Below are 13,495 nucleotides of genomic sequence, written 5' to 3'. Positions count from 1 at the left end.
CATTAATTCTTCATCAAGCGAAGTTGATCAGCCAAGGCAGGGGAGAGAACATCGAGTTTCGAAACGATCGCCTCAACAGAAGCCCGTTCGCCATTTCGCAGCAAACACCGTGCACATGCATACAGGAGTTCAGCCGACTCCGGGAAACGCTCTACTTCCGTCTTCAGCAATGTTGTGGCTTCAGGGCAACGTTCAGCTTCGAAATAGGTATTGATCCGAGCGGCATGGAAGATCGAAGATGTGTCGCGCAAGGATATAGCTTGACCGTGTGCAGCGATCGCGTCTGCAAAAAGCCCTTCTTTCCGGTAGATGATCGCCAGTGTGTTGTATGCATCCGGGGCTAGGGCTGGACTAATGGTTGCACATCGTTTGAAGGCTTGAATGGCATCTTCTCGAAATCCCTTTTCTTCATAGGCAAGTGCAAGGTTGAAGAATGCTTCACTGTAATTCGGACGGAGAGCGATCGCTTGCTTGAATGCTCGCACGGAGCTGTCCGGCTGTTTTAACTCGAGACTGAGAAGTCCAACGTTGAACCACCCCATGGCCTCGGTCGGATCGATCTTCGTGAGCTGACGTGAGACGAGCAATGCCTCTTCGGCCTTTTTCTGCGCTCGTAACGCACTAGTTAGCGCTAGATAGGCGTCGGTCTTCTTTGGATCTAGAGTGATCGCTTCGCGATACTGCTGAGTAGCCATTTCTAGATCTCCGCGGGCGAGAAGTGATTCACCGTATAAGAGGCGATACGACGTGTTCTGCGGATCTCGGTCCACGATCCGTTCATAGAGCTGGGTGGACTCATTGATCTGCCCTGTAGCAAAGTAGCAGTGAGCAAGTTGTTGCATCACGCCAATGAGCTCTGGACGTCTGAACATTGTCTCTTCAAGGGGCATAATGGCGTCTGCACATTGTCCGGATCGAGCATATGCCATTCCAAGGGCCCACGTAGGCTGTAGCGAATCAGGGAATCGATTGTGAGCAGCCTGCAGCAGAGAGATGGACTCCTTTGGATGCTTAAGCTGTGCTTCACATTCAGAAGCCATCAGCCACGCCTGCATGAGCGATGAGTCGATGGCGATGGTGCGGTGCGCGCTTGCCAATGCTTCCTTGTCCTTGCCTTGCCTGAGTTGAGAAAGCGTCAGCAGCAAGGACGCAACGCGATCCTTCTTGTCTGCCTTTAACGACTGAGTTGCAAGACGTTCAACCGTGGGCCAGTCACCCCTTGATGCAGCGGCCCGCATCGCAGATTGTTGAGTGGCAGTCTGTGCAGGCAAGAGCAGAACGCACGTGCAAAGAAGTACGACGAAAAGAAGCGTGAACTTCATGATCTGGTGACCGTGTATACGATGTGTACGTCAGGTCCGACCGATGTGCATGAACGTAACGTGATGTCCATTGGTGTGATATGCTTGAACCAGGTGTTCTCAACTCCGAGAAACGCGGGAGCTATGTGAAGGATGAGTTCACGCACGCAACCTGCATTGAGAAATGACGCTGCTAGAGTTGGACCGCCCTCGAGAAGAATAGATGCGATACCCATGGTCCCTGTGGTTCGAATGATCGTTGCTACATCCAGATGCGATGTTGTTCCTGCTGTTCCAATGATCTCGAAGCCAAGTCCGCGAAGAATCATTGCTTGCTCACTCTCGACACTATGGTGCCCACAGAAGATGACGCTTCTGATCTCTTTGGCCGTAGCAGCCAGTTTTGATGTAGGGGGCGTTTCACAATTGGGATCAACGACGATGCGAAGTGGATCTCTGCCTTCAGACAGACGGACATTCAAGAGGGGATCGTCGGCAAGCACGGTCCCGATCCCAACCATTACAGCATCGTACTCACTTCGCAGCACATGGGTCACGACCCTGCTTTCCTCGGATGAAATCCATCGACCATGTCCCTGCTGGACTGAAGCCCCGAGATCGATCGATGTGGCCGCTTTGAGCGTTACGTAGCTCGTCCCGCTCGTGATGTGATGAGAGAACCATCTGTTCATCCATTGGCATTCGTTTTCACGAACGCCGCGGATCACATCGATACCATGTTCCTCAAGAATCTGAATTCCCCGGCCCGAGACGAGAGGATTGGGATCTACTGTCCCAACAACAACGCGCTTGATTCCGGAGGCAATGATGGCATTTGTACAGGCGGGTTGTTTTCCGTCATGGGCACAGGGCTCCAACGTGACGTACATCGTTGCCGTTGAGGCATCCCCGGAGAATGCGCGAAGCGCATCTACCTCTGCATGGACATCTCCAAAACGTTGATGATGCCCCTTTGCAACCAACTCATTATCCCGCACGATCACACAACCGACGCGAGGATTAGGGCTTACCCAACCGCTGCCTCTGTGTGCTTCATCAAGTGCCAGCTGCATCCATTCTTCGTGGTTCACCGTGGTGGCCATGAAAAAGAGATGGAAGCTGAATATGACTTTGGACGAGATGGAATGATGAGATCGGCATGATACTCTCCATCAGGTACCTTCTGACCGCCCAGATCACGTCCGTCCCACGGCATCACATACCGGTGGATGGCGTTGGCATTCTGAGGTTCAACAAGAGTGACCACAGAAAGGAAGGCAAGTCCAGCATCAGATCGCCACACAACACTTCCTTTACCGTCGGAGATCAACACCCGGAATGATTCAGACGTTGGCAGGTACTCGCCTTGAGGAACAAAGATCCGTTTTGCCATTACGCCAATATCAATGGCACTGTCTCCGGCTGCGGTAGCAAAAGGTCGGAGATCCACTGGTTCTGCCTTTTGATACTCGATGGCTGTTGTAAAGATCAAATGGTCTGTGGCTGTTACCACCGCAACCTCCGCTACAGCACTGCGAGAAGCCTTTGCAGCGGGCGTATCCCATAGACCCTCACCGATAAAGAGGATCGTTTCGTCCGATCCCGGAGTGCCGGCCATCGTAGGATTGACCATGATCGAATCATTGAGGTGGTCTTTATCAGGACCAATGAAGATGTCCACATATCGAATAGAACGGTCTACCGTGCGAAGAGTGGATGCCGTCATGAAACTCAGCTGCACCGTACTGTCACTTAGACGCACACCCTTGATGTCAAAGATGGGTCGGTCCACATGTATGGCCTTGTTGTTTCGCATAAAGCCGCTGTACGAGGTAGACTTGCAACCCATGGACAGCACGAGGAGACTCGTGATCATCAAGGCGATAAGGGAGATGCGATTCATGGTGATCATGCAGCAAAAATAGGGTGTCAAGGGGCTCCAAGGGTACTGCGGGCAGTCTCAACGGCTGCAAGCACTACCTGAGCAACAAATTGGTGCGACATTTCAGCAGCGTGAACCACCTCTCCGTGTGTTACCATTCGGTGATTAGCGTCGGTCAGCGTATTGGTGACGAGGGAGATGATCCCTACGTGTGCGCCCATTCTGGAAGCCCATTGTGCTTCCATAGCGGTGGACATACCTACGGCATCAGCACCGATGCGTCGCAGCATTCTGATCTCGGCACGCGTCTCATAGGACGGTCCAAGAACCTGCGCATAGACGCCACTACGAACAGGGAGCCCCTTTGACCAACAGTGATCGATGGTTGAGATTCCGAGATCTAGGTAGGCCGCTGACGCCACCTCCGGTCCGTTCAACGGAGGAAGGATCGACCGATGTGTGAGGTTCAGGGTACTGTTAGGGATCACGATATCGCCCGTTTTCAGCAGTGGATGCACTCCACCACATGCATTCGTGAGGAGGATGTTCTTGATTCCACATTCAAGAGCAACTGCTACATGCGAGGCGCAGACTGATGGACTGTAGCCCTCATAGGCATGGGCTCTACCAGTAAACACCATAATGGTGCCTGCCAACGTAGAGAGGAGGACGATCTCGGAGCCATGGCCGTTCACAGCGCTGTTCGGAAGTCCGGTCAGCTGTGAATAGGGTATTCGGTCAATGATCGTACCGGCTTCCGTAAACGTCGAAAATCCAGAACCGGCCACTACGGCAGCGTGGATAGGCTTACTCCACAGCTCACGGAGCCGGGAAGCCCCCTCCCTGACGGCATGTCTTGGGTCTTGATCATCGATGAACATCACGAGGGAAGATACCACCTTGGCCAGTACGTCCCTGCCGTATCTTTGCCAATCCCTTGTATTTGAACAGACTAGGCCGAACATGATCAGGAGTATGACCGGTTACGGAAAGAGTGAGATCCTCATTGAAGGAACTCCCTGCACGATCGAAGCTCGGTGCGTCAACGGACGATACTTGGAGCTTTCCACGCGTATTCCGAAAGAGTGGTCTGATAAAGAAGGTCTCATTCGCGAAACCGTCCGAGAGAACGTCACACGCGGATCGCTGAACATCTTCATCCGACAAGAAGAGCGAGGCCAACAGCAAGCCGTTCAGGTTGATACTGAAGTTGCCCGGTCGTTCGTTGAAGCACTTCGTCAGCTCAAGGCTGAGCTTGATCTCGACGGGGATGTGTCGGTAGACCACCTCGTGCATTTCCCGGCGATCTTCCAAGCGCCTCCCGATACGTCGGAACGTCCGGATGTATGGCCCGATCTGAAAAAGGGGCTTGTTGAAGCCCTTGTTGCCATGACTGCCATGCGAGATAAAGAAGGCAACGAACTTGCCAAGGATCTCCACGGCCGCTTGGAAGCGATCGAGCACGGGTTGGCCGACGTTGAGCTGCGAAGTGCCGCGAGGATCCCGCAAGAACGCGAACGTCTTCGTGAACGTGTGAGGCAGGTGATCGATGAAGCATCGATCGATGACGTGCGCATGAACCTGGAGATCACGTTGTTGGCTGAAAAGCTCGACGTAACAGAAGAATGTGTGCGGCTTCGCAGCCATATGAAACATTTTCGCCAGTATATGGCAGATGATGTTCAATCGGGGAGAAAACTCAATTTCCTGCTTCAGGAGATGAACCGAGAAGTGAATACGATCGGCTCAAAGACAAACGATGCAGACATCGCACGTGTTGTAGTTGGGATGAAGGAGGAACTGGAGCGAATGCGGGAGCAGGTTCAGAATGTCGAGTAAGAAGCACCTCATCGTTCTCAGTGCCCCAAGTGGTGCAGGCAAGACAACGGTTGCCCGACATCTTCTGTCATCGTTTCCGTTCCTGCGTTTCAGCGTAAGTGCAACCACGCGACCGAAACGTGCAGGAGAAGAGCATGGCAAGGACTATTTCTTCCTCACCCGCGATGAATTCCGTCACGCCATTGAGCAGAATGACCTCATCGAATCTGAGGAGATCTTCGGGAATTATTACGGCACCCTGCGCAGCATCGTCTCCGAGGCTGTAGCGCGCGGTGAATTCCTTGTCTTTGATGTAGATGTTAAGGGCGCACTCTCACTTCGTGCTGCATTCCCGGATGACACACTCTTGATCTTTGTTGCGCCCCCTGACATCGAGACCCTTGCTGCACGGCTCCGCAGCAGACACACGGAATCGGAGGAGCAGATAGAAATGCGGCTTGCACGGGCAGAAATGGAAATGGGTCATCGTGACCGTTTTGACCACGTCCTGGTAAATGCAGACCTCGCAGACACTCTCGCTCGTGCCGAACTGCTTGTCCGAGAACATACAGAAGGGGCTCCTCAGCAGCCTTCTCTCTTCGGCGAGCCCTGATCACATCGTAACTTTGCATCCTATGAAGAAGCGAAATGAAACGCAGCCTACGGTTGCGGAAAAAAAGAGCGGCGCTCCGCGATCGACGAATGGTGTAACAACGGCAACGGTGAACGTAGCCGATGTACTTCGAGACTATCGTTTGGCTGTGGAGAGCCGGCAAGCATCCATTCTTGGACGCAAAGAAGTTCTCACAGGAAAGGCGAAGTTCGGCATCTTCGGCGACGGCAAGGAATTGCCACAGCTGGCCATGGCCAAGGCATTCATGCCAGGCGATTGGCGAAGCGGGTATTATCGCGACCAGACATTCATGTTCGCCATCGGCGAAAGTGATGTGCAGAAGTTCTTTGCCCAGCTCTATGCACACACAGATGTTACCGCAGAACCGTCGTCAGCCGGTCGGTCAATGAATGGCCATTTCGGTACCCGATATCTTGCCGAAGATGGTTCTTGGCTTCCGCAGACCTCTACGCGAAATGTCTCTGCAGATGTCTCCCCAACAGCATCACAAATGCCTCGCCTTGTTGGTCTGGCCTATGCGTCGCGCATCTACCGCGAAGTAGAAGAACTCAAGAGCTTCGCACATTTCTCAAATGGCGGAAATGAAGTAGCCTTTGGCACCATCGGCAATGCTTCGAGTGCCGAAGGAATGTTCTGGGAGAGTGTCAATGCGATCGGCGTACTCGGTGCACCGGCGGTGATCTCGATCTGGGATGACGGCTACGGAATCAGTGTGCCGAACGAGATCCAAATGACGAAGTCTAACGTTGGTGAACTGCTTAAAGGGTTCCAGCGTGTCCCCGGCGTTACCAATGGTTATGATGTTCATGTGGTTCACGGTTGGGACTATCCAGCACTTGTTGCTACGTATGAGAAGGCCGCTCATGTGGCTCGCACGGAGCATGTGCCACAGATCGTTCACGTTATCGAGGTTACGCAGCCGCAAGGGCACTCTACCTCCGGCTCGCATGAGCGCTACAAGAGTCCCGAGCGCCTTCAATGGGAAGCAGACATGGATGGAATTTCCCACATGCGCGCCTGGATCCTGAAGACGGGGATCGCCGGCGAAGATCAGTTGGAAGCCATCGAAACAGCTGCAGCAGCGTACGTCTTGGCTTCAAAGCAGGCAGCCTGGGACGCTTACATGACACCGATCTCCTCAGAGATCGGTGAGGCAGTTGCGATCCTGAATCAAACAGCAACGGCTCTCAGTGAGAATGGTCTGACGGATCCTGCAAATGATGTTGCTTCCGCGGCCACCGAACTACAGCGGATCAGAGAGCCGTTCAGGCGCGACATCATGGTTGCTACGTTTAAGGCTCTGGTCTCGGCAAAGCCAGCTCCAGAGAGTGTTCGCCAGCCGCTTGCGCAATGGCGCAAGTCCTATGACGCTCGGATCAGCCCCCTCTACTCATCTCATCTTCACAGTGAGTCTGTGTGGTCACCATTAAAGGTACCGGTGGTAGCACCGGCGTTCAATGACGAGTCGCCATCGATCAATGGTTCTGAGATCATTCGAGCATGGTTCGATCATGCACTTACCACCGAACCTCGTCTGCTCATGTTCGGCGAGGACAGCGGTAAGCTTGGAGATGTGAACCAGGGCACGCTCGGTCTGCAGGCTGCCTATGGAGAATTGCGCGTTGGAGATACGGGTATTCGTGAATGCACGATCCTAGGTCAGGCCATTGGACTTGCCATGCGCGGACTCCGCCCAGTGGCTGAGATCCAGTACCTCGACTATCTACTCTACGCGCTGCAATTGATGAGCGACGATCTGGCCACCGTACAATGGCGTACAAAGGGAGGCCAAAAAGCACCGGTGATCATTCGCACTCGCGGACATCGCCTTGAAGGTGTATGGCACTCGGGATCTCCGATGTCGGGGATCATCAATCTTGTCCGTGGCATCCACGTCTGTGTGCCGCGCAACTTCGTCCAAGCCGCAGGCATGTATCAGACCCTCCTGCAAGGGGATGACCCGGCGTTGGTGGTTGAGGTGCTCAATGGCTATCGACTCAAGGAACGTCTTCCGTTGAATCTCGGAACCTATACCGTAGAACTAGGCGTGCCTGAGGTCTTGAAACAGGGGACGGACCTCACTCTCGTAACCTATGGCGCAACAGTTCGCGTTGCGCTCGATGCCGCAGCAACGCTTGAGACACTTGGCGTGTCGGCGGAGATTATTGACGTTCAGACACTTCTTCCATTCGATCGCCATGCTGCGATCGTGGGATCGTTGAAAAAGACAAATCGACTTCTGGTGGTAGACGAGGATGTACCAGGTGGAACATCGGCCTATATCATGCGCGAGATCCTCGAATGCCAAGACGGCTATCGTTGGCTCGATTCCGCACCGTGTACGCTTACGGCAAAACCACACCGTCCGGCCTATGGAACAGATGGAAACTACTGGTCGAAGCCCGAGGCAGAGCACATCATTGAGGCCGCCTACGCAATGATGCACGAGGTAGATCCAGGTCGATTCCCGCAGTTCGCATAGTTCTAAGACCTATTTTCGCTTTAAGAGTCTTAATTCTCCTATACGATCAGCGGTAGGTCAGACATGATGCTTTCGAAGTCATGCATCTATGGTATCCAGGCGGCGATCTTTGTTACGTCGCAGGGGAAGGGTGAGTACGTGTCGATCAGTCGCATTGCTGCTGAATTGAACATCTCGTTCCACTTCCTCACCAAGGTGTTGCAGCAGCTTACCCAGTCAGGTATCATGGTCTCCTACAGAGGTCCAAAGGGGGGAGTCACGCTCGGCCGTCAGGCCAAGACGATCACATTGTATGACCTCATTGCCGCCATCGATGGTACGGACATCTTCACAGAGTGTATGCTCGGGCTTCCTGGGTGTGGAGAAGCAGAACCGTGTCCTGCTCATGAGCATTGGACAGATGTACGTGTGCGTTTTGCCGGCGTTGCGAAGAAGGTGACGCTGTTGAGTTTGGGAGCTAAAGCCAGCGAATTGAATGTTCGTCTGGCACAAGAGTTCAAGAAAACCTCGGTGACCGAAAAACCATGACAAAAGTCATGGAAACCTGACCTGGTTTGGTGGAAAGTTTGCGTACCGCAACTAACATCTACCTTTACGTGACCTTAAAACCCCCATCTCCGCTCGCCCCTGCTGTGTGTTGTACGCACTGCGGGGAACCTTGCGCGGATCATTCCATCAGCGACGGCGCACATACATTCTGCTGTACGGGCTGCAGGAGTGTCTATGACATCCTGAGTTCGAACGGAATGTGCGAGTATTATACGTTCGATGGCGCATCGGGTGTACCTCAGAGGGGTCCGCAGCGAGACCGGTCGGTCTACGAGGTACTTGATGACGCCGCAACTGCCGCGCGTTTCATCGACTTCTCCAACGGAAGTATCACCCGCGTTCGATTGGCATTGCCCGGTATGCACTGCGCGAGTTGTGTTTGGCTCCTTGAACAGCTGCAACGATTCGATCAGGGGATACGTTCGTCGCGTGTGGATCTCATGCGCAAGACCGTTGAGGTTGAATACGATCCTTCGCGTACTGGATTGAAAGCCATTGCGATCCTCCTGAGCTCCTTAGGATATGAGCCCCTTCTCAGCAGTGAAGGAACCGAACATGACCGCGACGCTGAACGTCGCGAAGCAACCCGAAAGATCTACCTCCGTCTAGGCGTTGCCGGGTTCGCTGCCGGCAACGTGATGATGATCAGCATCGCACGGTACATGGCCGGCGACACCGGCATGGATCAGACACTCGTGCGTTTATTCTCGCTTCTCAGCATCGGACTCAGCATTCCGGTGTATTTCTTCAGTGCATCTCCCTGGCTTTCTTCTGCACTCGCTAGTCTGCGCAGACGTGTTGTGAACCTTGATGTGCCGGTGGCACTCGGCATTACAACGCTGTTCGTACGCAGTATTGTCGATATCGTGTCGGGAGGGGGCGAAGGGTTCCTCGATTCATTCGCCGGACTTGTCTTCTTCCTCCTTATTGGTCGTCTGTTCCAACAGAAAGCATTCGATGCCGTGTCCTTTGACCGGACCGTGAGATCGTTCTTCCCACTTTCTGTTCGACGCGAACAAAAGGGTGTTGAGGCCGTGGTGCCTATCGATGCTGTACGCACTGGTGATGTGATGATCGTTCGTAACGGAGAAGTGATACCCGCGGATGCTGTACTTATGAGCGCCACTGGATACGTCGACTATTCGTTCGTGACCGGAGAAAGCGTTCCAGTTGAGTGCACTTCCGGATCGATGATCTACGCCGGCGGCAAGGTAGTGGGAACAGCCGTCCGACTCACAGCCACCCGTCCGGTATCACAGAGCTACCTCGCATCGTTGTGGGAACGCACAGCCTCGCGTACGCCCCGCTCATCCTACATGAAACTGAGCGACAGATTCGGCCTGTGGTTCACAGTCGGCACTCTCCTCGTAGCTGTGACCGGTGCCCTGTTCTGGTTGCCGAATGTTGCACTTGCCGTGAACGTCTTTACCGCCGTATTGATCATTGCCTGTCCGTGTGCCCTCACTCTTGCTGCGCCGATAACCCTTGGAACTGCCATGGGCCTGTTGGGGAGATCCGGGATGTATATCAAGAATATCGGTGTGCTTCTCGAACTCAAGAATGCCAACACGGTGGTCTTCGACAAGACCGGAACACTTACATCATCCCGTCACGACGTTGTTTATCATGGTAAGCCCCTTACCGCTTCTGAACACGAGGCGATCGAGGCAGTTGCTTCCCATAGTGCACATCCGGTGAGTCAGAGTATCGCCCGTATGGCCTCTGCCAGGTCAACGGCAGATGTTGTTGTGGAAGATGTTGGAAGGGGCGTTCGTGGACGCAGCAACGGACACAACGTAGTGATTGGTTCGTTCTCCTATCTGTCGGAAGAACTGGGAGACGAGACCATCGTCGCCAACGAGGGGACAGCGGTTGCTGTTGACGGCAAACTCGCCGGCAGATTCGTGATGCGCTCTCATGTTCGCGAAGATGTGCCGATGATGGTAGGCGCACTACGCTCGAATGGCATTCAGACAAGACTGGTAACGGGAGACACAGACAGAGATGCAGACGCCCTGCGCAGCGTCTTTACCAATGAAGAGATGCAATTCCGGGCAACACCTGGTGAGAAGGTAGAGGCCGTTGAGGCGTTGCGTTCTGGTGGTGCATCAGTGCTCATGGTAGGGGATGGATTGAACGACGTTTCGGCCATGGCTGCTGCCGACGTTTCTATCGCAGTAACGGACGAGACATCTACCCTAGCACCGGCAAGCGATCTGGTAATGCCTGCGCAACGACTATCTGATCTGCCTGGACTCTTAGTCTACACACACGAACTCACGCGAGTTATCTCGTCGGCCTTGTGGTTCACGATGGCCTACAACGCCGTTGGAATCTCCTTGGCTCTTGCAGGGATCCTAACGCCCGTTATTACAGCGATCATGATGCCGTTGAGTTCACTGCTGGTGGTTGGGATGAGTGTAGGCGGTGCACGACTTTATGCAAGGAGGTTCTCATGAGTGTGATGCCGTTGCTCGTGATCTGCAGTATTCTGGTAGCAGGTGGCTTTCTGCTTGCCTTCCTGTTCGCTACCAAGCGAGGTCAATATGATGATCTCGGCACACCTGCGGTTCGGATGCTTTTCGATGATGTTCAGAAGAAAACAGAGATCAAATAACCAGTTCTTTTACGCTCACTATTCCGGGTTGGGAATATGGACACAAATGTACCGTCAGGCAACGAACGCGGGGGACGCGTCGAAACTGTTGCCTACGATAACAACATCGTCCGGATGTTCGCCATCGCATCACTTGTCTTTGGAGTCGTTGGATTCCTTGTAGGCATCATCGTTGCGATCAAGCTATACATTCCGGAGTTCCTTGGAGGTCTAGACTTCCTGTCGTACGGCCGGCTCCGTCCGCTGCACACAAACGCAGTGATCTTTGCCTTTGCCGGCAATGCCATCTTCCTTGGCGTGTATTATTCGCTGCAACGTCTTTGCAAGACGCGGATGTTCAGCGACACCTTGAGTAAGATCCACTTCTGGGGTTGGCAACTCATCATCGTGAGTGCGGCCATCACCCTCCCGTTGGGGATCACAACAAGTAAGGAGTACGCAGAACTTGAATGGCCGATCGATCTTGCGATCACCCTCGTGTGGGTCGTCTTCGGTTGGAATATGATCGGGACCATCTTGCGTCGCAAAGAAAAGCACATGTATGTGGCCATCTGGTTCTACCTGGCAACGTTCCTCACAGTGGCGCTCTTGCATGTTGTGAATTCACTCGCACTTCCGGTGCATCTTCTAAAGAGCTATTCGATGTATGCCGGAGTTCAGGATGCTCTCGTTCAGTGGTGGTATGGACACAATGCAGTTGCATTCTTCCTTACAACGCCGTTCCTCGGCATCATGTACTACTTCATTCCGAAGGCAGCAGAACGTCCGGTGTTCTCCTATCGACTTTCGATCATCCACTTCTGGGCACTGATCTTCCTGTACATCTGGGCCGGACCACACCACCTTCTTTACACTGCGTTGCCAGACTGGGCTCAGTCACTTGGTGTGGTATTCAGCTTCATGCTCATCGCTCCGTCATGGGGCGGTATGGTCAATGGACTTCTCACGCTCCGTGGTGCATGGGACAAGGTTCGTACCGATCCTGTGCTGAAGTTCATGGTAGTAGGCGTCACTGCCTATGGTATGTCTACGTTCGAAGGTCCGATGATGTCTCTGAAGAACATCAACGCCCTTACGCACTACACCGACTATATCATCGCCCACGTTCACCTTGGTGCTCTTCTCTGGAACGGTGGTTTGACGTTTGCGATGTTGTACTACATCTTCCCTCGTATCTACCGCACCAAGTTGTATTCCATCTCCATGGCCAACTGGCACTTCTGGCTGATGACACTTGGCGTGTTGATCTATGTGATCCCTCTGTACTGGGGCGGCATCACGCAATCACTCATGTGGAAGCAATTCCTTCCTGACGGAACGCTTCAGTATCCGAACTTCCTCGAGACTGTTACGCAGCTTATCCCGATGTACGTCATGCGTTCTATTGGCGGTACACTCTACCTTCTTGGTGCATTTGTTGGCATTTGGAACCTCTACAAGACAGCCCGCAGTGGAAAGCTTCTTGCGAACGAGGAAGTACAAGTTGTCAATAGAATGGCCGAGAAGTCACACGAACCAAAAGAAGGCTGGCACAGACTTCTCGAAGGAACACCTGTGCGCTTCAGCCTCCTGATCTTTGTGGCCGTACTTGTTGGTGGCGTTGTTGAATTCGTTCCGACAGCACTTGTTGAATCGAATATTCCAACCATCGCCAGTGTGAAACCATACACACCGCTTGAGCTCGAAGGTCGCGATATCTACATCAGAGAAGGCTGTTATACCTGCCACTCCCAGATGATCCGTCCGTTCAGAAGCGAAACTGAGCGTTATGGCGAATATTCCAAGGTTGGAGAATTCGTGTACGATCATCCGTTCCAATGGGGCTCCAAACGTACCGGACCGGATCTGCATCGCATCGGCGGTAAATATCCGAACGCATGGCACTGGAAGCACATGAACGAACCGCGGTCCACATCGCCGAATTCGATCATGCCGAGCTACGGTTGGATGTATACCGTTGATCTCGACGTATCGCATACAGAAGGCAAGATCCTCACGATGCAGAAACTTGGTGTGCCATATCCAGACGGATATGCAACCAAGGCTGTGGCCGACCTTCAGGCACAGGCAGCAACGATCGCCGATGATCTTGGTAATGCAGGGATCAAGAACGTCGATCCAAAGAAGGAAATCGTTGCAGTGATCGCATATCTGCAGCGCCTCGGAACTGACATCAAAAAGATGCCGGCTGCGGCATCCGGAAACTGAGGTG

General features: G+C 53.4%; 11 protein-coding genes. 7 read left to right on the top strand and 4 right to left on the bottom strand.

All coding sequences use genetic code 11. The features are described from left to right. Positions 1–2 precede the first annotated feature (2 nt). From IPI29_08220 to IPI29_08205, 4 genes are read right to left on the bottom strand one after another with little or no spacing between them, the layout of a single operon-like run. The gene (locus tag IPI29_08220) at positions 3–1,322 is read right to left on the bottom strand and encodes a tetratricopeptide repeat protein (protein ID MBK7412524.1); all 1,320 of its coding nucleotides are present in this window, start codon (positions 1,320–1,322) and stop codon (positions 3–5) included. Beyond that, positions 1,319–2,404 carry a bifunctional diaminohydroxyphosphoribosylaminopyrimidine deaminase/5-amino-6-(5-phosphoribosylamino)uracil reductase RibD gene (ribD, locus tag IPI29_08215; protein MBK7412523.1) on the bottom strand — a complete coding sequence of 362 codons (1,086 nt, stop codon included), beginning with the start codon at positions 2,402–2,404 and terminating at the stop codon, positions 1,319–1,321. Before ribD ends, IPI29_08220 begins: the two co-directional genes overlap by 4 nt. Then, positions 2,389–3,213, bottom strand: coding sequence for a hypothetical protein (locus IPI29_08210; protein MBK7412522.1), 825 nt, complete (start codon positions 3,211–3,213; stop codon positions 2,389–2,391). Before IPI29_08210 ends, ribD begins: the two co-directional genes overlap by 16 nt. 17 nt (positions 3,214–3,230) lie before the next feature. Next, positions 3,231–4,082 (bottom strand): purine-nucleoside phosphorylase, encoded by an 852-nt coding sequence (locus tag IPI29_08205; protein MBK7412521.1) that lies wholly within the window; start codon positions 4,080–4,082, stop codon positions 3,231–3,233. A gap of 64 nt (positions 4,083–4,146) precedes the next feature. Between IPI29_08205 and IPI29_08200 the strand changes: the two genes are divergently transcribed. The 7 genes from IPI29_08200 (at position 4,147) to ccoN (ending at position 13,491) form a co-directional block, all read left to right on the top strand. After that, a complete protein-coding gene (locus IPI29_08200; protein MBK7412520.1) occupies positions 4,147–5,022 on the top strand; it encodes a YicC family protein in 876 nt (291 codons plus the stop codon). Further along, positions 5,012–5,614: a guanylate kinase gene (gene gmk, locus IPI29_08195; protein ID MBK7412519.1), complete on the top strand. Its 603-nt coding sequence runs from the start codon at positions 5,012–5,014 to the stop codon at positions 5,612–5,614. The genes IPI29_08200 and gmk overlap by 11 nt, the downstream gene beginning before the upstream one ends. Positions 5,615–5,636: 22 nt before the next feature. Beyond that, positions 5,637–8,117 (top strand): transketolase, encoded by a 2,481-nt coding sequence (locus tag IPI29_08190; GenBank protein MBK7412518.1) that lies wholly within the window; start codon positions 5,637–5,639, stop codon positions 8,115–8,117. Positions 8,118–8,180: 63 nt separating this feature from the next. Then, positions 8,181–8,645, top strand: coding sequence for an Rrf2 family transcriptional regulator (locus IPI29_08185; protein MBK7412517.1), 465 nt, complete (start codon positions 8,181–8,183; stop codon positions 8,643–8,645). A gap of 68 nt (positions 8,646–8,713) precedes the next feature. After that, positions 8,714–11,125, top strand: a complete 2,412-nt coding sequence (locus IPI29_08180) for a heavy metal translocating P-type ATPase (GenBank protein MBK7412516.1) — start codon at positions 8,714–8,716, stop codon at positions 11,123–11,125. Next, positions 11,122–11,283, top strand: a complete 162-nt coding sequence (ccoS, locus tag IPI29_08175; protein ID MBK7412515.1) for a cbb3-type cytochrome oxidase assembly protein CcoS — start codon at positions 11,122–11,124, stop codon at positions 11,281–11,283. Before IPI29_08180 ends, ccoS begins: the two co-directional genes overlap by 4 nt. 36 nt (positions 11,284–11,319) lie before the next feature. Further along, the gene (gene ccoN, locus IPI29_08170; protein MBK7412514.1) at positions 11,320–13,491 is read left to right on the top strand and encodes a cytochrome-c oxidase, cbb3-type subunit I; all 2,172 of its coding nucleotides are present in this window, start codon (positions 11,320–11,322) and stop codon (positions 13,489–13,491) included. Positions 13,492–13,495: the final 4 nt, after the last annotated feature.

Source organism: Ignavibacteria bacterium (assembly GCA_016707005.1).
Classification (GTDB): Bacteria; Bacteroidota; Ignavibacteria; order Kapaibacteriales; family Kapaibacteriaceae; genus UBA10438.
This window is presented reverse-complemented; position numbering and strand designations above follow the sequence as displayed.

What these genes read in the sequence shown, in the direction of transcription:
- IPI29_08220 (MBK7412524.1), bottom strand. Translation starts at nt 1,322, where the DNA reads ATGAAGTTCACGCTTCTTTTCGTCGTACTTCTTTGCACGTGCGTTCTG.
- ribD (MBK7412523.1), bottom strand. Translation starts at nt 2,404, where the DNA reads ATGGCCACCACGGTGAACCACGAAGAATGGATGCAGCTGGCACTTGAT.
- IPI29_08210 (MBK7412522.1), bottom strand. Translation starts at nt 3,213, where the DNA reads ATGATCACCATGAATCGCATCTCCCTTATCGCCTTGATGATCACGAGT.
- IPI29_08200 (MBK7412520.1), top strand. Translation starts at nt 4,147, where the DNA reads ATGATCAGGAGTATGACCGGTTACGGAAAGAGTGAGATCCTCATTGAA.
- gmk (MBK7412519.1), top strand. Translation starts at nt 5,012, where the DNA reads ATGTCGAGTAAGAAGCACCTCATCGTTCTCAGTGCCCCAAGTGGTGCA.
- IPI29_08190 (MBK7412518.1), top strand. Translation starts at nt 5,637, where the DNA reads ATGAAGAAGCGAAATGAAACGCAGCCTACGGTTGCGGAAAAAAAGAGC.
- IPI29_08185 (MBK7412517.1), top strand. Translation starts at nt 8,181, where the DNA reads ATGATGCTTTCGAAGTCATGCATCTATGGTATCCAGGCGGCGATCTTT.
- ccoS (MBK7412515.1), top strand. Translation starts at nt 11,122, where the DNA reads ATGAGTGTGATGCCGTTGCTCGTGATCTGCAGTATTCTGGTAGCAGGT.
- ccoN (MBK7412514.1), top strand. Translation starts at nt 11,320, where the DNA reads ATGGACACAAATGTACCGTCAGGCAACGAACGCGGGGGACGCGTCGAA.